General features: G+C 28.8%; 16 protein-coding genes and 1 other annotated feature. Of the genes, 12 read left to right on the forward strand and 4 right to left on the reverse strand.

The window, feature by feature from the left end; translation table 11 throughout:
• Positions 1 to 85 precede the first annotated feature (85 nt).
• Positions 86 to 2,329, forward strand: a complete 2,244-nt coding sequence (helD, locus tag IC218_RS13630; protein ID WP_227824697.1) for an RNA polymerase recycling motor HelD — start codon at positions 86 to 88, stop codon at positions 2,327 to 2,329.
• A 375-nt stretch (positions 2,330 to 2,704) separates the two neighbouring features.
• On the opposite strand, the gene IC218_RS13635 is transcribed toward helD, so the two are convergent.
• Both IC218_RS13635 and IC218_RS13640 read right to left on the reverse strand, forming a co-directional pair.
• Positions 2,705 to 3,484 (reverse strand): hypothetical protein, encoded by a 780-nt coding sequence (locus tag IC218_RS13635; RefSeq protein ID WP_227824698.1) that lies wholly within the window; start codon positions 3,482 to 3,484, stop codon positions 2,705 to 2,707.
• Positions 3,462 to 3,959 (reverse strand): RNA polymerase sigma factor, encoded by a 498-nt coding sequence (locus IC218_RS13640; protein ID WP_227433496.1) that lies wholly within the window; start codon positions 3,957 to 3,959, stop codon positions 3,462 to 3,464. The genes IC218_RS13635 and IC218_RS13640 overlap by 23 nt, the downstream gene beginning before the upstream one ends.
• A gap of 300 nt (positions 3,960 to 4,259) precedes the next feature.
• Between IC218_RS13640 and IC218_RS13645 the strand changes: the two genes are divergently transcribed.
• The 6 genes from IC218_RS13645 (at position 4,260) to IC218_RS13670 (ending at position 11,876) form a co-directional block, all read left to right on the forward strand.
• On the forward strand, positions 4,260 to 4,940 hold the full coding sequence (locus IC218_RS13645; RefSeq protein WP_227824699.1) for a hypothetical protein: 681 nt from the start codon (positions 4,260 to 4,262) through the stop codon (positions 4,938 to 4,940).
• A gap of 415 nt (positions 4,941 to 5,355) precedes the next feature.
• Entirely contained in the window at positions 5,356 to 6,363 is a 1,008-nt protein-coding gene (locus IC218_RS13650) for a nuclear transport factor 2 family protein (protein WP_227483027.1), read from the forward strand.
• A gap of 50 nt (positions 6,364 to 6,413) precedes the next feature.
• Positions 6,414 to 7,706: an ester cyclase gene (locus IC218_RS13655; protein WP_255616423.1), complete on the forward strand. Its 1,293-nt coding sequence runs from the start codon at positions 6,414 to 6,416 to the stop codon at positions 7,704 to 7,706.
• A 137-nt stretch (positions 7,707 to 7,843) separates the two neighbouring features.
• Positions 7,844 to 9,118: an MFS transporter gene (locus IC218_RS13660; RefSeq protein WP_227483026.1), complete on the forward strand. Its 1,275-nt coding sequence runs from the start codon at positions 7,844 to 7,846 to the stop codon at positions 9,116 to 9,118.
• Between the two features lie 40 nt (positions 9,119 to 9,158).
• Entirely contained in the window at positions 9,159 to 10,757 is a 1,599-nt protein-coding gene (locus tag IC218_RS13665) for a sodium:solute symporter (protein ID WP_227824700.1), read from the forward strand.
• A gap of 96 nt (positions 10,758 to 10,853) precedes the next feature.
• Positions 10,854 to 11,876 carry a LacI family DNA-binding transcriptional regulator gene (locus tag IC218_RS13670; RefSeq protein ID WP_227483025.1) on the forward strand — a complete coding sequence of 341 codons (1,023 nt, stop codon included), beginning with the start codon at positions 10,854 to 10,856 and terminating at the stop codon, positions 11,874 to 11,876.
• A 140-nt stretch (positions 11,877 to 12,016) separates the two neighbouring features.
• On the opposite strand, the gene IC218_RS13675 is transcribed toward IC218_RS13670, so the two are convergent.
• Positions 12,017 to 15,343 carry a cell wall-binding repeat-containing protein gene (locus IC218_RS13675; RefSeq protein ID WP_227824701.1) on the reverse strand — a complete coding sequence of 1,109 codons (3,327 nt, stop codon included), beginning with the start codon at positions 15,341 to 15,343 and terminating at the stop codon, positions 12,017 to 12,019.
• Positions 15,344 to 15,867: 524 nt separating this feature from the next.
• Entirely contained in the window at positions 15,868 to 17,271 is a 1,404-nt protein-coding gene (locus tag IC218_RS13680) for an ATP-dependent metallopeptidase FtsH/Yme1/Tma family protein (RefSeq protein ID WP_227433489.1), read from the reverse strand.
• A gap of 558 nt (positions 17,272 to 17,829) precedes the next feature.
• Positions 17,830 to 17,972 (forward strand) — a sequence feature (ribosomal protein L20 leader region).
• 28 nt (positions 17,973 to 18,000) lie between these two features.
• Here IC218_RS13680 and infC point away from each other — a divergent pair.
• From infC to IC218_RS13705, 5 genes are all read left to right on the forward strand, one after another.
• The gene (gene infC, locus IC218_RS13685) at positions 18,001 to 18,510 is read left to right on the forward strand and encodes a translation initiation factor IF-3 (protein ID WP_227433661.1); all 510 of its coding nucleotides are present in this window, start codon (positions 18,001 to 18,003) and stop codon (positions 18,508 to 18,510) included.
• A gap of 27 nt (positions 18,511 to 18,537) precedes the next feature.
• Positions 18,538 to 18,732 carry a 50S ribosomal protein L35 gene (gene rpmI / locus IC218_RS13690; protein WP_003418222.1) on the forward strand — a complete coding sequence of 65 codons (195 nt, stop codon included), beginning with the start codon at positions 18,538 to 18,540 and terminating at the stop codon, positions 18,730 to 18,732.
• Between the two features lie 60 nt (positions 18,733 to 18,792).
• Positions 18,793 to 19,149: a 50S ribosomal protein L20 gene (rplT, locus tag IC218_RS13695; RefSeq protein WP_227433488.1), complete on the forward strand. Its 357-nt coding sequence runs from the start codon at positions 18,793 to 18,795 to the stop codon at positions 19,147 to 19,149.
• 163 nt (positions 19,150 to 19,312) lie between these two features.
• The gene (locus IC218_RS13700; RefSeq protein WP_227824702.1) at positions 19,313 to 19,849 is read left to right on the forward strand and encodes a helix-turn-helix domain-containing protein; all 537 of its coding nucleotides are present in this window, start codon (positions 19,313 to 19,315) and stop codon (positions 19,847 to 19,849) included.
• 515 nt (positions 19,850 to 20,364) lie between these two features.
• Positions 20,365 to 21,282, forward strand: a complete 918-nt coding sequence (locus IC218_RS13705; protein WP_227824703.1) for an exopolyphosphatase — start codon at positions 20,365 to 20,367, stop codon at positions 21,280 to 21,282.
• Positions 21,283 to 21,358: the final 76 nt, after the last annotated feature.

Genomic DNA, 21,358 nt, shown 5'->3' on the forward strand with positions numbered 1-21,358 from the left:
TTTTTTAAGACTATGAATATATCCTCACTTCTATATAATTGATATAGCGGATTAAACGTTAATTTCAATTGAGGAGGATTATAATATGAATCTAAATGATTTTGAATTGAATCTTGAAAATGAATGGCTCCAAAAAGTTTTTAAAGAAGCTAACAGACAGCTTGAGGAAAAACGTAGAGAAAAGGATAAACTAAAAAAAGATGCTATAGAAACTCAAAGGGAATTATGGAGTGATTTGGGGGCTATTTCTATTGAAAATGGATTAGAACAACTTTCTGAATTTATGTCATTTATGGATGTTATGAAGCATCAAAAAAGGAGCCATGAATTTACTGAAAAGCTCAAAGATAAATACGAAAAAATGATTGAATCTCCTTATTTCGGACGAATTGACTTTACTGAAGATAATGAAGTTGATACTCAAAAGTGTTATATTGGGCTATCAAATCTCATTGATGATGATTATGATTTTCTTGTATATGATTGGCGAGCTCCTATTTCAAGTATGTTTTACGACTATGAGATTGGACAAGCAAGTTATGATTGTCCAGAAGGATTAATCTCTGGAGAAATAACTAAGAAAAGACAGTATAAAATAAAAGATAGAAAAATTGAGTATATGTTTGACAGCAATCTAAATATTGATGATGATGTCTTACAAGAACTTTTAGGCAAAAACTCTGATGAGAAAATGAAAACTATAGTTACAACTATTCAAAGAGAGCAGAATCAAGTGATTCGTAATGAAGATTATAAAAACTTAATTGTACAAGGCGCCGCTGGAAGTGGAAAAACATCTATAGCACTTCATAGAATTGCATATTTACTATATAGACATAAAGATAAAATAACATCTAAAAATATAATAATATTTTCTCCAAATAACATATTTAACGACTATATATCAAATGTATTACCACAACTTGGTGAAGATAATATTTGTCAGACCACATTTAAAGACTATATGCATCAAGAATTAGGAAATGATTTTAAAAAAGAAAGTCCATCAGAAATGATGGAGTATATATTTGATAATAATCAAAAAATAACATATAGAGATAGGATAGAAAATATAGAATTTAAAACATCTTCAGAGTTTGTGAATATATTAAAAAAATATATAACTCATCTAGAGACAGAGGATAGATGCTTTGAAGATATTATTGTGAGAGGCAAGTTGATAATTTCATCTAAGGATTTGCAAGAGTTGTTTTCTAATGATTATTCAAATCTACCAATCAAGAGAAGATTAGAAAAGATAAAATCAAGAATAATGTTTCTAATTGAACCATATGAAAAAATTTGGGCTGATGAAGTATTTAAAGAACTTGAAGAATCTGGAAATTATATAGAAAAAGAAGAAATGATAGAAAGAAGTACTCTTATTGTAAAAGAAAATTTGAAAGAAATTTATTCTAAAGTTTTAAAAATGACAGAGTTAGACTTTATAGACACTTATAAAAACCTATTTGAGAATTTGGAGCTGTTTTTAGATAAAACGAATATTGAGTATGATAAAAATCTTATAGATAATATAAGAACTTATACAATGGATAATTTGAGTGTAAAGAGCCTTTATTATGAGGACCAAGTTGCTCTTTTATATTTAAAAGGAGTTCTTGGAGGTATCCCAAATACATCACAAATTAAATATGTAATCATAGATGAAGCACAGGATTACAGTCCATTACAATATGAAATATTTTATAAACTCTTTAATTCTGCAAATATGACTATATTAGGAGATATCAACCAATCAATCAATCCATTTATGAATATTGGAGATTACAATAATATTCATGATATATTAAAGAATGATACTTGTATAATAAATCTAAGTAAAACCTATCGTTCAACAATGGAAATTACTAGATTTTCAAGAAAACTTCTTACTGAATCTATAAATGATGAATATGTTGAAAGACATGGTGATGAGCCTAAGATAATCGGTTTTAAAGATAAAAATCAACTGAATAAAAAACTTATTGAAGATATAAAAGGTTATAAAAAGAAAAATTATAACTCTGTTGGTATCATAACAAAAACAGTTCGTGAAGCTAGAGAAGTATACGAGTTCTTAAAAGAGAATGATGTTGATGTACAGTGTATAACAAAAGATGATGATGAGTATATAAATGGCGTGTTAATAATGCCTTCATACCTATCTAAAGGGCTTGAATTTGATGTGGTTATTATATATAATGCAAGCAATAAAAATTATAATAATGAAGATGAAAGGTTGCTCCTTTATACTTGTTGTACAAGAGCTCTTCATGTACTAAACATATATTATTTAGATGAGATAAGTTCTTTATTAAAACAATATTAAAGTAAGATTAAAGTAATATTAAAACGATATTAAAACAATATTAAAATAATATTAAAATAATGAAATTTTAATTCTTTTCTAATTTTTTAGGATTATTATATATTTATTATGTACTTGTAATGAATATTTATATGAGTATTTTATGATAAAGTTAAAGCCCTTAAAATTCAAAATAGATGGTTTTTAAGGGCTTTTTTAGTAGTATTATTTAGTTAGAATTTGTATAGCAGTTAAATAGTTAAAATCTGATATATAAATTCTAAAAAAAATATTAATATAAAAGAGATGGTTATGTTTACTAATAAATAAATTAAAGTCACAAATAATAGACTCATAAATAATTCAATTGTTAGATATGTTTTATGTTACTTATCTTTATTTTGTATCTATTACTTCATGAGCCATCTCTACTAAATTATTCATAGATAAATCTGAGTCCTGAACTATAAATGAGTAATAAACTCCATTTTGTTTCCAGCTCAAATATTTATATTCATTAACTTCCACATCACCTGACCACTCACTAAATACATATTTACCTGATTTTTCATCAAGTTTATCCTGTTCTGTCATTTTATAACCTTCTGGTACATACTTTTGCTTGAATTCCTCATAAGAAATATTTACATCTTTGTATGTATCTACAATTTTTATATTCTCAGAATCTTTTCCAAGTACATTATTTGATGTTTTAAGAGATATTTCATCATTACCATTTTCATAGGTAAAATCAAGTGCTTTTAATTCGCCTAAAATGTTATCTTCCTTATCAAGTCCTTTTTCATTTATAGTATAAGCTCCTTTAAATTTATATCCATTACTAAATTCAGAAACAATATTAGGGGCAAATTTAAAGTCTTTTTTTACTTGTTCTGTAGTTGGGATAGATGTATAGGTAGCTCTAGCACTTGATTTTCCAATTATACTAGATATCTCTCCTGTAGCAAGAACTGTTGTACCCAAAAGTAGAGTAACAGCAAAAGTTGCAATTAATCCTTTTTTGAATGATAAATTAAATGGTAATTTATGTTTTTTATTATTAATCATTTTATAATTTTCCCCTCTTTCTGGTAGACTATTTAATGTTTTATTTAATCTATTATGAAAGCTTTCTGGAGCTTTCGGAAATGAATTATTTAATTTGTTTTTGTTCATACATTACCTCCACATTTTCTAATTTAGTTTTTAATAATTTTCTACCTCTTGATAATCTGCTTTTTACAGTTCCTTGAGGTATATCTAATATTTCTTTAATCTCATCTATTGAATATCCCTCGATATAATAAAGAACTATTGGAATCTTAATTTTTTTAGATAAACCTTGAATAGCAATATATAAATCACTGTAATCATCATCTTCTTCTACTTTTTTGTTCTTGAGAATTTCTTCAAAGGGTAGAAGATTAAACTGTTTACGTCTTAATGAATTACATTCATTTATGACTATTCTAATCAACCAAGTCTTAAAATATTGTTGTTCTTTCAGTGAGTCTAACTTTTCATATGCCTTTAAAATAGCATTGTTGACAGCATCCTCACAATCTTGGTCATTTCCTAAAATAGACTTAGATATGCGATACAAAGTCTGTTCTGACTCAAGAATATTATTAATAAATGTAGTTTTATCCAATTGTACTCCTACCTTTCTATGCAAATCGTAGCGCTACTTTTTTGCCTTACACTTATTAGATAAAATTTTACTATAAATGGTTCACTTTTTTTAAATAATTATTTTATTAGTAGGAGTATCCCTAATTTTTTTCATTTTGAAAATAGAAAATAAAAGAAATTGAAGAAAATACAAAGGTACCTTAAAAATAGTGTTGACAAAATTATAAGGTACCTTTATAATTAAAAATAGATAAGGTACCTTAATAAAACTGAAAAAATAAATTAATAGAAAAAATCGAGTTAATTAGGAGGAGTTAATATGAATTATTACAAAGATAAAAGAGAAGGATTTAGAGGATATGGAGATTTTGAAATGAGAGGACATCATAAACACCAAGAACATCATGGAGAAGATAGTAAATATTCACAACATCATGCTCAAGTGGGATATGGAGGTCCTCATAGACATCCATGGAATCATGTATGTGAAGGGTGCAAAATATTTGAAATGATGTGTCATGAAGGATTTGCACCAAGAGGATACGAAGGAGGTCATGGCAATAGAGAATATAGAGGTCATGAAGGATTTGCGTCAAGAGGATACGAAGGAGGTCATGGCAATAGAGAATATAGAGGTCATGAAGAATTTGTGCCAAGAGGATACGAAGGAGGTCATGGCAATAGAGAATGTAGAGGTCATGAAGGATTTGCACCAAGTGGTCATGAAAGAACTTACAGAGAATTTAAAGAAAATGAAGAATTTGATGCTAAAAATTATCAAGAAAACAATGAATATCAGAAATGTGGAAGATTTGAAAACCAAAATGTAGATGAAAAAATAGTGTCTGAAAATAAATCAGATACTGAGAAAAATAATATAAAAGAATATGAAAAAATTTATGAATCTAAAACAGCAACTGATGAACAAGTAGAAGAGGTTAAGAAAAATAATACTAAAGAAGAAATTAAAGGTGAAAAAAAAGATACTGATAAAAAATAGGGTTAGAAATTCAATAAATAAACAATTAAATTAAAGGTTAAAAAATAAATATCAGAATACAAATAAAAACATATTATTGACTAAATCAAAAAGGTGATAGCTTTAAAAAGACTGTCACCTTTATTTTTTTATAGTTGTTTATTGGTGCAAGTATTTCAATAAATATGGGAGATAAAGATTAGTTTTATTAGGAATGATTAAAAACATATAAATTTGAGTAGATATAAGTTACAATTTACATTTTTATGATAACATTTTCTTTACAATTTTTTAGATATATGTTAATATTTAGAAAAATGCATATGTATTCATAAAATAGCCTAAAAATAGATAAAAAGGTTGTAAAAAAGAAAACGTATGCAATGACAAGTCAATAAAGTTAGATTATACTTTATAAATTTGGGAGGATATAATCATGGGAAAATATCAAGAATCAAAAAGAGTTGTAAGAAATTACTTTGAAGCATTAGAAAATGCCAATGGAGATGAAATTAAAAAAATTTTAAAACAGCACATGAAGTCAGATTATGACTGGAGAGGCGTATATCCATTTCGTGAACAAAAAGGAGTTGAAAATGTAGCAGATATATTTTGGAAGCCTTTAAAGCATTCATTGAGTAATATGCAAAGACGACAAGATATCTTCATTGCAGGTACTAATGAAATTGATAACAGTGAGTGGGTAATGAGTATGGGTCATTTTATGGGACTTTTTGATAATGATTGGCTTGGGATTAAGCATACTCGCAAGATGATTAGCTTAAGATATGCGGAATTTAACTGTGTGAAGGATGGTAGAATTTCCAAAACTGGATTATTTGTAGATATAATTGGATTTATGATTCAGGCAGGTGTCAATCCATTGCCACCACAAACAGGTTCATATTTTGTATATCCAGGACCAATTGACCATAATGGATTACTTTTTGAAGATGCAGATGAAGTAGAGGGGGTTAAGACTTTAGCATTAGTCAATAAAATGGTAGATGATTTGTCTGAACTAAATGACAGTGGTTCTATGGGATGCCCACCAGAGATACTTGAAAAATCATGGGCTAAAGATATGATTTGGTATGGACCAGGGGGGATTGGAGCTTCTTATACTATACCTAGATATCAAGAACAACATCAATTGCCATTTAGAAATAATTTAAAAGGAAAGACTTTTAATGGACATGTATGTAGATTCGCAGAAGGTAATTTTGCTTGTTTCTTTGGATGGCCTAACTTAAGCAATATCCCATGTGGAGGATTTTTAGGATTGCCAGGTGGAGAGGTTAAGGCAGATATGCAAGTCGTTGATGTTTACTATCGTAAAGGAGATAAACTTAAAGAAAATTGGGTGTTGATTGATATTCCATACTGGTTAAAACAACAAGGTCTTGATATTCTTGAAAGAACTAAAAGTATTTTTAATGTTTAATTTTTAATAATTAATTTTGAATACGTATTCAAGAAAGGGGATAATGTAAATTGAAGTATATTGATAAAAATGATGTAAGAGAAAAAGATAAAGAAAAAGCAAAAGAAGTTGATATAAATGAGATTAAATTAAGTAATGTTGAAGTAGATAAAGCTAATAATGTTGAAGTAAATAAAGCTAATATAGATAAAATCAATGAGAATAATACTATTAAAAAAGCTGAAGAAATTACATTGAAGGGAGAAACAAATATGGAGTCTACAAAAATTTACTATGGAGATTCACTAGAAGTAACACCTGTTGGAGTAATGGATTATAATGATTTTTCAAATCAAACAAAAAGGGAGCAGAAGTTACTTGGATTTGATTCCAAATATAGAGATTTTGTAGACTATATTATGAAAATTACACATAATATTTGGGAAGAAAAAGGTATTGGAGTTATTTATGATACATATCACAATAATGTAACAATGCACTGTGGTTCTTCTAATTTAGTTGGTATAAAAGATGTTATTTCGAATACTCTTCAAACTTTACATGCGTTTCCAGATAGAAGGCTGATTGGTCAAAATGTAATATGGTCTAATTTTGGTGCTGATGGTTTTTTGTCTTCTCATCGTGTTTTGTCTACGGCAACTAATTTAGGTGACAGTAATTTTGCTCCAGCAACTGGAAAAAAGATAAATTTTAGAACTGTAATTGATTGTGCTACTACGAATAATAGAATCCATGAAGAATGGCTAGTTAGAGATAATCTATGGATTGTTACTCAGTTAGGGTTAAATCCTCAAGAAGTGGCAAAAAATATGGCAAAGGCAAGTGCATCTAAAGTATTGAGTTTACAATCAACTTATGGTATTTGTGAGTCTATGGATGGTCAATTTATGCCAGCAAAGTATCAAGCTAAAGATGATTCTGTTGGTGAAATGATGCTTGAGATGACAAGTCGTATTTACAATTATAAATATATAAATGAAGTTAAAAAGTACTATCACGATAATGCAGTAGTACATTTCATATGTGATAAAGATTTAAATGGGTATGATGAGATTCAAGGAATGATTGTAAGTTTACTTGCTTCAATTCCAAATGGCAGTTATGAAGTAGAAAGAGTAACTTGTAATCAAAAGGAAAAAAATGAAGGATATGATGTATCTGTGAGATGGAGACTACGTGGAATAAATGAAGGCATTGGATTTTTTGGACAACCTTCTGGTAAGCATGTAGAGGTAATGGGAATTAATCATTATCATGTACTACAAGGTAAGGTAAAGGAAGAATGGATGACTTTTGATGGTATGGATGTTTTGAAGCAGATGTACATGGGTGTAGAAGAGTAAGATAGTTTAGAGTATAAATATTTTTAGAAATTATATAATAAGTATTCTTGTTATATAATTTAAGCAAGAAATATGTATGAAAAGTAAAAATTTAAAGTTTTAGCAATAGTATGCTTAATAGTAAGGGAGGGGTAATTATGAATAATATGAAAACAACAGATGTGATAGAAAATGATATTATACTAGGAAAAGATTATTCAAATCTAAAAAGGGGAATTGCATTTTTTTCGATTGCTTTAATATACTTTTTCTATTGCTATAACTTTATGGTAGGTACCTTTATTAAACCAACAATGATTTATACTTTGGCAGAAGGTGGATTTGGGTTTTCATTAAAACAGACAGAAGAAATATTTGCTGTCATGTCCTTTGGTACAATTCCAGGTACATTCATTTTTGGAGTAATTTCTACAAAGCTTGGTAAAAAGAAAACTTTAATTAGTGTAGCTTTATTAATTGGGTTGACGACTTTTATTCCAATGTTATCTCCTACAAATATTATATTGTGGAAAATTGCACGTTTATGCACAGGGGTAGTATTGGGTGGTGTATTTGGAACAGCTATGCCTCTAGTTGCAGATATGTTTCCAAGCAAATATCGTGGTAAGTTAGCTGCTGTATTAACTGCATTATTTTCACTAGCTATGATTTTTGGTGGGAAAGTGTATGGATTTTTAGGTGATGCAAATTGGCAAATATTAATGTATACTGCGATTATACCACCTATAGTTGGAGCTATTTTGGCATTTTTCTTTGTACCAGATGATTCAGAGTATACAAGAGAATTAGTTAAAAAAGGAAAAGAAACAGGTGAAAAAATTAGCTATGTAAGTATGTATAAGGGGAAATATTTGTGGATTGGACTAGGAACAATTATTTTATCAGGTGCTAACTTCACAGCATACTCAGCATTTTCAAACAATGCAACTACATATTTGGTAACAGGGATAGGAATGACAGCAGCAGTAGCAGGTTCTATATATAGTTTACAAGGAATTGGGCAATTAGTAGGATATTTATTTTGGGGTTCAATAGCAGATAAATTTGGAAGAAAAGTACCTTTTATAGGGATGGCATTAGCAGCAGTATTTGTATTTATATATACAAAACTAGGAGGAAATAATACAACAGCATTTTATATGATATCAGTATTATTAGGAATTGCTGTTGGGTATTCTGGAGCATGGGGAGCATACTATACAGAGTTATTCCCAAGTAAATATCGTTCATTGTCCTCTGGAATGTCATTTAATGGAGGAAGAATTATATCTACATTTGCAATTCCTGCAATAGCTGGTACAGCTTCTGGTGCTTTAGGTATGACAACTATTTTTTATATATCAACAGCAGTATTTGTAGCAGGTGCTATTGTATGGCTGTTCTTACCAGAAACATTAAACAAGAAAGAGTAGAATTCTAAGAACTATTTTGTTGGTTAGAAAGGGGTGGCTTATGATTTCAGTAATCGATGTGTGTATTATAGTAGGATATTTGCTGTTAATGTTGGTTATTGGTTATTATTCAGGAAAAGATAATAAAAATCAAGAAGATTATTTCTTAGCAGGTAGGTCAATGCCATGGATTCCAATAGCTTTGTCAGTTGCTGCTACTATGATTAGTGCTAATGGATTTATAGGGGGGCCTGGATGGGCATATATGGATGGAATGTATCCAGTAATGGTTAACATTACAGTCCCTTTAGCAATATTTTTTGCACTGAGCATTACCACCCCAGTTATTTATAGATTAAAAATAACATCTGTATATGAATATATGGGACTTCGTTTAGGCAATTATTCAAGGGGCTTAACTATTATTCAATTTTTTATCAATTCATTGATTCAAGCGAGTTCTATGGTGTATATACCAGTACTTATTATTCAAATAATCACTGGTTGGTCACTTTATATTTTGGTTCCAATAGTTGTATGTGTAGCAATTATATATACACTACTAGGGGGAATTAAAGCAGTTATATGGACTGATAGTATTCAAATGTTAGTAGTAATAGGTGCTGTATTTATAGTAAGTATGACAGCACTAAAAGGAATGAATCTTGGCTTTTTTGATACATTGCAAATTGCACAACAGAGTGGTAAATTAAATACATTTGATTTTAATATGGATGTTTCAATTACAAATACTTTTTGGGCTACTCTGATTGGCGGAACTGTAATGTGGATAAGATATTTTTGCTTTGACCAATCTCAAGTTCAAAGAGTTTTGACATCTAAATCTTTAAAAGGAGCCAAAAATTCTTTTGTAGTTAGTGCATTTGTTATGAATTTAGCTTACTATTTTATGTTATTAGTAGGAGTGATTTTATTTGTTTATTATAAGGGAAGAACATTTGAAACTTCAAATGAAATAATGATTACTTTTATTTTGAATGAACTTCCAGTAGGGGCAATTGGAATTATTATTGCTGGTGTATTTGCAGCGGCTATGTCTAGTATTGACTCTATATTAAATAGTATGACAACTGTTTTTACAAAGGATATTTATGAGTTTTATTTTAAAAAAGATAATGAGGAATCGTCATTAAAAGTCACGATGATTATAACAATGATTATAGGTATTGTTATGACATGTTTTATTATTATGGGATTTGGAGGAAGCATCAAATCAATTCTTGACCTTGTTGGTAACTATATTTCATATTTTGCTGGTCCAGCTACAGGTGCATTTATATTGGCTATGTTTACATACAAAGCTCATGATAAAGGGGTATCTATTGGTTTTGTCATAGGATTAGTTTTAGGATTTTTTATTTCTAATAAATATAATGTGAGTTGGTTGTGGAATCCAGCAATAGGTGCTACAATAACATTAATATTTGGATATATTTTTAGTATCATTTTAAAGGATAATCATAATATAGAAGATATTAAAAAATATACTGTATTTGGTATGAGAAAAGAACTTATTTCACAAGGAATAGATAAAGTAGATGGAGTGTCTGTATTGCCATTTTCTTTAGGTAAACAAGAGTTAATTGTGTTAGTTTTTTTCGTTGTCCAATATATAATCTTATTTTTAATACAATTTTAATGAGAAATGCAAGATGTTTAATAAGAAGTAAAGGGCGTTAAAAAGAAATGCAAGATGTTTAAAAAGAAATACAAGATGTTTAAGGAGAAATACTAAATGAATCAAAAGAAAGTTCATTATAATAAATCGGCTACTTCAAAAGATGTTGCAAAATTAGCAGGAGTATCGCAGTCATCAGTTTCAAGGGCATTTGGTAGTGCAAATGGAAAAGGTGTAAAACCTGAAGTAAGAGAAAAAATTTTCCGTGTAGCAGATGAAATTGGATATGTTCCCAATTTAGTTGCAAGAGGAATGATTAGTGGCAAAACAAATGTTATAGGATTGATAGTTGGTGATAATCTAGGTCCGTTTTACAACAGAATTATTAACTTATTCGTGGAAAAGATTCAAGAAATAGGTAAACAGTGTCTTGTTTTTAAGGTTCCTAGACAAGAAAGAATAGATAATATAATTTCAAGAGTAATTCAGTTTCAAGTGGAAGCTGTGATTATTACAGCTTCAGCTATGAATAAGGTAATGGCTGAGACATGTGAAGAAAATAATATTCCTGTGATTCTTTTTAATCGTTTTATACCAGGTATAAAAATAAGTACAGTTTATGTAGACCCAATTGAAGGTGGAGGAATGGCTGCTGAATACCTAATTGATAGGGGACATAAAAATATAGGATACATTCAATTTACAAGAGAAACAAGTGAGGAAATGGAAAAGAAAATTGGATTTTATTCTAAATTAAGACAAAACGGAATTCACAATCTTAAAGAAGAATCTGCAAATTATGATTATGATTCTGGATATGAAGCTGGAAAGAGAATGTTAGCATTATCAAATCCTCCAACAGCAATTTTTTGTACAAGTGATTTGATAGCTATGGGTGTAATGGATGCCGCAAGATTTGAGTATAAATTGAAGATACCAGAGGATTTATCAGTAATGGGATATGATGATATTCAGATGGCTTCATGGAAAAGTTATAGTTTAACAACGATTAGACAACCATTAGACTTATTAATTGGAAAAACGATTAATATACTTAAAATCTTATTAGAAGAAGATGATTGTGAGCCAGTAGTTGAAATGCTTAAGCCTGAATTAATTAAAAGAGATTCTACCATTTAGGATAAAATTATATTAAAGATATACTAATAATACTGTATAAACAAGAAAAGTATTCTTCAAATTCAAAATGAAGAATACTTTCTTGAATACTTGTGATTAATTTAGTAAACCTATATTTATAGTATATTTTTTTATTTATATTATTTGTTTAATAAAAGTCTCAATTTATTAAGTACAGATAATTTTATGCCACCACCTACTTGATATACTTTTTCTGAGTTTTTTTTATCTAATATATTTTCTTGCTCTTTATTTAAACTACTTGTGGCTATTACAACTGGCATATTTTCCTTTGATGCAAATGGACCTACTGATAAAGCATCAATCAGATTATTTTCCTTAGCTAATATCACCCCATTTATGCTATTATCTTTATAGAAATGTTCAATAACACGGGCATTAGTTTCTTGTCTGTCATTTCCAGCAATTCTATTTTTTGATACATCATTTGAAGTTACATTATTAATTTGTTCTATAGCTTTTTGAGAGATTTTAGTTTCCCCACCTATAAAGTAAGAAGTTTTTATTTTTTTAGATTTAATATAATCATATGTATCTTTATCTAAACCATCTTTTTGTGTAAGTATTATAGGAGAGTTATTTTTTCCTGCTACTGATGAAATAGAGAGTGCATCAGCTTCTCCATCTCCAGCACTTACATATATTGTATCAATATTGTTATTACCAGACATTTCTTTAGCTATATTTAAAGACGTTTCATATCTTGATTTCCCACCTATTCTTTTTACATTCATAGATTTATTAACACCTTTTAGTTGGTTAACAACTGAATTGGATATTGAAGCTTCACCACCTACAACTATTACATTAGATGCTTTTAATCTTTTAATTTCATCCATTGTTGATTTATCTACATTATTTCCATTAGAAAGTAACATTGGTGCATTTTTTGTATTTGCAAGTGGAGTAGACGATAATCCATCTACTAAGTGCTTATCAGTACCGTTTACAAGTATTACAGTATTTGAAGTTTTCCAGCCTTCTTTAGATACTTTTACTGCTGTTTCGAATCTGTCATCTCCAGTCATTTTTTTAGATTTTACATTAGTGTCTAGATTATCCCATAAATTTACTCTATCCTCAGGAGCTACATACATACCATCATTCTTTGTTATATTATACGTTTTATAGAATTCTTCGAAATTTGATAAGACACGATTTACTCTTAAAGTATTTGGACTATGCTCATCTCCTGTAGAGTTCTTTGCATATTCTTTTGTGTATAATCTAGTATATGACTTTGCATAACTCTTGAAGAACTTATCATAATTTGGATTTTCCATCTTTGATAAAATTCCCAAGGCTGCTCCTACACCACCTATATCTGCAATATTTTCACCTAAACTTATCTTACCATTTGCTTTTACACCTGGAGCTATTTCCCATCCATCATAGAAATTAACTACATCATTACAACGTTCTTGAAATTCTCTGTAATCATCCTTAGTCCACCAATCATGTTCTTTCCCACTTGAATCATATTTGGCTCCACTGTTGTCAAATGCATGAGAAATTTCATGACCTATTATTGCACCTATTGCACCTAGATTTTCTTCTCTTGATGCATTTGGGTCATATAAAGGTGCTTGTAAAATACCTGCTGGGAAAGTCATTGCATTATCATACATTCCATACACTGCATTTACAGTAAATGTTGCTAAATTAAATCTATCTTTTGGTACTACCTTACCTGTATCTTCAGCATCCTTTTTTAGACGTGCAAGTTTAAAAGCAGTTATATTATCAAAATAATTTCCACCATTTTCTTTACCTTTAATGTCTACATTTTCTGTATCAGATTCCCATTTATCAGGATAGCCAACTACAAATGTCATTTTATCAAGTTTTTTTATAGCTTCTTTTTTGGTAGATTTACTCATCCAGTCAAGTTTTTTAATTCTTTCTTTATATAATTCTACAAAAGATTTAATCATATCTTCAATATCTTTCTTTGATTTTTCAGGAAAATATTTCTCTACAAATAATTTTCCAAGATATGAATTGAACCTTTCTGATGTTAATACTGATGCATCTTTTTCAGTTATTTTACTTTGTGAAGCATCTGCACCAGGATTAAAATTTTCAGCCCAAACATTTAGATATTTTTGGTCTAAAAATTGCGCATTTTCTTCAGAAAGTTTTATTTTAAAAAGTGTTTTTAAAACTTCTAAATTATTATTAGTATATGCCTTATTAAATAGTTCTAAATCTTTTGGATTCATTAGCTTGATTTCTTTAGGAAGATTAGTATATCCAGCAGCAGTAAGCATTTTAGACAACTCTAAGTTTGGAATTTTTTCTTCCATCTCTTTTAAAGTCATCCTCTTATCAATATTTTCTTCACCTCCAGATACTTTTTTTACAAAGTTTATATACTCATCAACATGCTTACTAGCTTGTGCTTCACTTTCTCCACTTAAAATTAACAGTTTTTTAAAAAATGTTTTACTATTTTCTATTACTTCATCATTTGAATAGGAGCTAAATAAATGTGTATCAGCTATTGTTCCTATATATAAAGCATATTTTGCTTCACCTACATTGTCTTGCATTAAAGAAAGAGTAATCAAACCACCAGTTCCTATTTCTTCAAGTGATTTTTTTTGAATATCGCTAAGTTCTTTTACATTCTTTGCTTTATCTATAGCATCAAGATATTTTTTTATTGGTTTATTTCCAAGTTCATTTCTGCTTTTCATGTCTAGTATATTAAGATAGAAATCTTTAATCTTTTGCTCTTCACTACCTTTTTTATGATTCCCTTCTACTATCTTTTTAATAATAGCATTAATTTTTTTTGTGTTCTCATTTTCAATATCAACATAACCACCAGATACTGCTTCGTCACTTGGAAGCTTTGATTCTTCCAAAGACTTTTTATTTACAAAATTATAAAAATCATCTTTTGGATTGCTACCTTTAAATGCCCAGATACGTCTAACCATAGTATCAACTTCTCCTACAGTCATAACATCACTACCATGAAGTTTTTTGTCTTTAGTGTTAACCATAACTCCACCCTTTATTAAGTTATCTATATGAGACTTAGCAGAAACAGGGATATCTGTAAAACTTACATTTTTATCTGCCACTCTTTCATTTTGACCTTTTGGAGCTGATAAAGTTCCAAAAGCTCTACTTATCATGATAAGACCATCTAGTCTATTAACTTTTTGATTTTCTTTCTTTTCGTATCCAGACAGGATTTTCTTTTTATCTATATTAGAATTATATGATTTAGCTGATTGTAAAAGAAAATCAGCTAGTTGACTATATGTAGTACTACTAGTTTTAATTTCTTTTCTACTTTTAGATTGTGTTGTTTTTTCTGACTTTTCTATATTAGTATTACCTTGAGCAGTTTCTTGTGCCTGAGCAACTCCTGTAACTAGTGTAGTCATAACCATTCCTGTAGATATAATTCTTGCATTTAATTTTTTATTCATGATATTTCCCCCTTTTTATATGTATTATTTATGTGTTTAACATTTAAAATTTACTTTTTATTAGTGTCTTATATATTAGTCTATTGGTATTTATATACAAAACAATATCATAGTAATGTTAATCTTATGTTTACAGGAAGATAGCATTTATTATTAAGCATATAAATAAAAAGAGACAATCTATAAATGATTCTTAAAATCAGATAAGAGATTGTCATGTTTACATTAAGAGATTATCATATTTACATAAGGATAAAGTTGTGTAGTTTTAATATACAAAAATCTAATTGCTATAGATGTAACTGATAAAGACAAATCACAAATATAGGATTTTGAAGAAAGGATAGAGTAGTCAGAGGCTATAAAATTAATGAAGAGGCTGTAGGTAAATTTGTTTTTACACAAATCTATCTACAGCCTCAAGACATATCATCTTAAAGTATTTTGGTACATTTTAAATATTGAAATTCTTTTTAAGATTAATTATTAATTTTAATGTAAGAATTATTTAAAATACTATCAAATTAATTTACAGCTTCTTTTCCTATTAAATCTTTTAATTCTTCATGAGTCATAGTTTCTTTTTCAAATAGGAATTTAGAAACAGAATGTAAATCTTCAAGATTATCCTTTAACATCTCTAAAGTTTCCTTATAACAACTTTCAACTATACGATTAGCTTCTTTTTGAATTTTATCACATAAGAAAGTCTTATCATTTCCATCAATAGTCATAAATCCTAAGTTACTCATACCATACTCACAAACCATTTGGTTAGCTATCTCAGTAACTTTCTTTAAGTCATCCTTTGCTCCCGTAGATTTATGATTGAATATTAATTCTTCTGATGCTTTTCCAGCAAGTAATATTTTTATTTTTCCAATCAGTTCATCTCTAGTATAAATATATCTATCTTCATCAGGTAATTGAAGAACATAACCTAATGCTTGTCCTCTAGGTACTATAGATATTTTTTGTATAGGACAAATTCCAACGATATCACTTACAAGAGCATGTCCAGCCTCATGATAAGCTACTATCTTTTTCTCTTTTTCAACTAATGAAGAGTTTTTAGATTCTAATCCTGCAATAACTCTTTCAAGTGCTTTGTCGAAGTGTTCTGCTGTAATATATTCACTGTCATCTCTAACTGCAAATATAGCTGCTTCATTTGCTATATTTGAAAGATGGGCTCCGTTGAAACCGTGAGTTTTTTTAGCTAAAAGTTCTAGATTTACAGATTTGTCTATAGGCTTGTCATCTGTATGTACCTTTAGAATTTCAAATCTAGTGTGATAATTTGGTGCACCTATATGAATGTGTCTGTCAAATCTTCCTGGTCTAAGTAAAGCTTCATCTAATAAGTCAAGTCTATTGGTAGCACCTATTATTAATACATTGGAGTCTTTATTAAATCCATCCATTTCAACTAAAAGTTGGTTTAACGTTTGGTCTTTCTCATTGTTACTTTCAAGATGTCTTTTTGCTCCTACAGCATCTATTTCGTCTATAAATATTATACTTGGAGCTTCTTTTCTAGCTTTTTCAAATAGAGTTCTTACCCTTTTTGCTCCTACACCTACGTATTTTTCAACGAACTCAGAACCTGTAACATTGAAAAATGATGAGTTTGTTTCACCAGCTACAGCAGATGCAAGTAATGTTTTTCCTGTTCCTGGAGGACCATAAAATAATACCCCTTTAGGTATTTTTGCACCCATTTTTTGATACTTTTGTGGAGACTTCATAAAATCAACTATTTCAAATAGTTCTTCTTTTACTTCATCTAATCCAGCTACATCTCTAAATGTAGTTTTTGGTTTTGTAGAAAGCGAATCATCTGTTTGATTTTCTCTTTCCATTTTTGTCTGTGCAAAGACAGGAACTGGATTGTTAATTTTTTTAAAAAAGTTGTTTAGCATTTTCATATTCACACCTCAGGTAATTAATTATTGTTAATCAATTTTATATTTTCCATATTTACTATTTTTTATTATTTATTTTTTATGGAAAAAATATACATGCAATCTAAATAAAAATAAATTCATAAATTTAATTGAAAAAAGTCATTTATGAATATGTGCAAATTAACTTTATATACTAAAAAAATACGACAAATCAAGATAAAATTGAAATGATGAAAAAACCATAATATAGATATTAAAGGATGTAAAGTAAAGTATTCAGTATAAAATTGGCTAAAGAAGTGTTTTTAGGTATTTACTATATAGAGTAGTAGGATAATAAAAGATTTTAAAGTTGAAGTTTGAATTTTTTTAATTAAATTTTGAAAAATAAGAGCAAAATAAATAGTACAAGCATATAATAAGTATTAGGAAGAAATAATTAAATGCAAATACTATGTACCTTATAATAAATATATGTAGGTTTAAATAAAAAAGCAGTTAATTTAGTAAAAATTTATTAAACTTAAAAAAATAGTTGCAAAAAATTTGATAAAATGATATAGTAGATAGGGTAAGAATAAAACAAAGAAGAAGTCCGCTTCTCACCTTACGCCGATGGTTAGTAAGGTAAATATAAGTTAAAGCTTAATAGTAATTTAAGCTTGTTTAAATTTGGTAACTTATATTGCGGATGATTATGTCATCCGCTTTTTATTTTATATTTTATAAAAATTTTGGAGGTGTCCTACAATTAGCAAAGAATTAGCAATCAATGAACAAATAAAAGACAAGGAAATAAGAGTCCTTTCACCTACAGGTGAACAACTTGGAGTAATGCCTACTAAAGAAGCTCAAGCAATGGCTACTAGTAAAAACTTAGATTTAGTTCAAATCTCGCCAAATGCAAATCCACCAGTGTGTAAGATAATGGATTATGGAAAGTTTAGATATGAGCAAGCGAGAAAAGATAAAGAAGCTAAGAAAAAACAAAAGACTATAGTTGTAAAAGAAGTAAGACTTAGACCAGGTATTGAACAAAATGATTTAAATACGAAAGCTAATAATGCTATAAAATTCCTTAAAAAAGGGGATAAAGTCAAAGTTGAACTTAGATTTAGAGGTAGAGAACTAGGACATAAAGATATAGGTAGAGAAGTTATGTTAAAGTTTTTAGAGATAATAAAAGAGTTTGGAGAACCAACAAAAGCCCCTGCATTTGAGGGTAATAATATGGTTGTAATTATAGATCCAAAAAAATAGATGATTAACTGAGAGGAGGAATTTGTCATGCCTAAAATGAAAACTCATAGAGGTGCAGCAAAGAGATTAAAGAAAACAGGAACAGGAAAGTTAAAGAGAGCTAAAGCTTATAAAAAACATATATTAACTAAAAAATCTGCAAAAACTAAGATGAACTTAAGAAAATCAACTCTAGTAAGTGATGGAGATGCTAAGAGAATAGCACAATTATTACCATACTAGGATAGGATACGGATTATAAACAATAACTATAGAAGAGGGATATAAAAGGAGGTCATAACGATGGCAAGAGTTAAAAAAGCTATGAACGCTCGTAAGAAGCATAAAAAAATATTAAAACTTGCAAAAGGATTCAGAGGATCTAGAAGCAAATTATATAGACCAGCAAATACATTCGTAATGAAGGCATTAAAAAATGCTTATATAGGAAGAAAGTTAAAGAAAAGAGACTTCAGAAAACTTTGGATACAAAGAATAAATGCAGCAGCTAGAATGAATGGAATATCTTATTCAAGATTAATGAATGGATTAAAATTATCTGGTATTGAAGTTAACAGAAAAATGTTATCTGAAATGGCTATACAAGATCCAGATGGATTTGCTAAATTAGCAGAAGTTGCTAAAGCAAAATTAGCTTAGTATTAAATCATGATAAAAAAAGCCCTTGAATTATTTACATAATTCAAGGGCTTTTTTTATTTTTTGAATATTATTTGTTTATATAAAATTTTTAATAAACTTGATTAAATATTATCAATATAATAATATTATCTTATTAATAATAATGAGGAGGTAGTATAATATGAATGATAAACTTATGGATTGCTTCATAAATCCAGTTAAATGCAAGTTGTTACTTGAGATTTATTCAAATAAGCAAACTACAGCAAAGCAATTAGCAGAGAAGTTTAAGGATATATCACAAGCTACACTTTATCGTTATCTTGATAAAATGTTAAAGGATAATATTCTAAAGGTAGTTGAAGAAAATAAAATACGAGGAACTGTTGAAAAGGTATATGCTGTTAAGTCAGATATTGATGATGATGCAAAAAAAATGATAAATGAAAACTCAGCAGAAGCATATGTACAGCTGTTTACTCAATATATGATGGCATTTATGAAGGAGTTTTATGATTATGCTAAAAGAGAAGAAAAAGATATTTTAAAGGATGGCTCTGTTTTTTCTGTCTGTCCAATATATGCGAATCTAGAAGAAATAACTGAAGTAGCTAGAAAGATTGGTGATATACTAGAACCTTTAAGAAATAACTCATCAGGAGAAGGACGCAAAATGCACTCTATAGGATTAATAATTGCACCTCCTAAAGAAGAATAAAGTAAAATTGTTGAAGTGCAGTGTAAACAATATATAAGCTAGTATGATTAAATAAAATATTGAGGGTAGTTTTAAAATAAAGATAGCAGTTTGATTTCTATATCAAATTGCTATCTTTATTTTAGCATGTTAAACTTTACATAAGTGATAAGTGATAAGTGATAAGTGATAAGTGATAAGTGATAAGTGATATTTTTATGTTAATTTATAAAATTTATATGATGAATTGATATAACGTGATATAGGTTATATTTAAGACTACAACAAAATATAAGTATATTCATAGTAATATAAGTATTTTATTTTAATCAAATTTTGGTTGTTAGGCAAGTTATAACTATATTCTTAGTAAAAGACAACGTTGTACTTTAGATAATAAATTATAGTACAAAAAATAAGTTTTGTTAGTATATATTGAAATGTATATCAAGCTGACATGTAAAGTGATATTATATATTTAAGGAAAAAATTACAATATCTATAGGCATATATTTAAAGCAAAGGGGTTGAAACATATGAGATTGATTACACGTTCTGATTTTGATGGATTAGTTTGTGGTGCATTATTAAAAGAAGCAGGTATTATTGATGATTGGAAATTTGCTCATCCTAAGGATTTACAAGATGGGTTGGTTGAGGTAACAGAAAATGATTGTCTTGCCAATGTACCATTTGTAGAAGGGTGTGGTCTTTGGTTTGACCATCATTCTAGTGAATTTGAGCGAAATGAGCTTAAAGGAAGGTATAGAGGCGAAAGTCGCATTGCTCCTTCTTGTGCAAGAATTATTTATGAGTATTATGGTGGAAATGAAAAATTTTCTCATTTTAATGAAATGTTAGAAGCAGTAGACAAAGTTGATTCTGGAAATCTTACTATAGAAGAGGTACAAAATCCAACTGGATGGATTTTAATTGGTTATCTTATGGACCCAAGAACAGGGTTGGGGCGTTGGAGAAACTTTACTATATCTAACTATCAATTGATGGAAAAGTTAATTGATGCATGTAGAACTTTAGATACAGAAGAAATTTTAAATCTGTCAGATGTAAAGGAACGTATAGAAGTTTATTTTGAGCAAACAGATAAATTTAAAGAAATGGTTGCTAAATACACACGTACAGAAGGAGATGTTATTATTTCTGATTTACGTGGAGTAGAGCCAATTTATACAGGTAATCGTTTCATGATTTACAGTATGTATCCAGAACAAAATATTTCTGCTTGGATTGTAAATGGAAAAGGTGGGAAAGGGTGTTCTGTAGCTGTAGGATATAGTATTTTAAATAGAACTTCCAATGTTGATGTTGGTAGTCTAATGCTTAAGTATGGCGGTGGAGGTCACAAAGCTGTTGGGACTTGCCAATTTAATGATGAACAAATAGACGAGTTACTTCCAATGTTGCTTGATGAACTTGTAAATCCTAAGAAGTAATGGTCTAACTTATATAAGGTTAGTATAAATAAAATAGAATTTCATTGTACCTTTTAACATAAGAAATTGAAGTGGT

It is taken from the genome of Clostridioides sp. ES-S-0005-03 (genome assembly GCF_020658455.1).
Classification (GTDB): Bacteria; Bacillota; Clostridia; order Peptostreptococcales; family Peptostreptococcaceae; genus Clostridioides.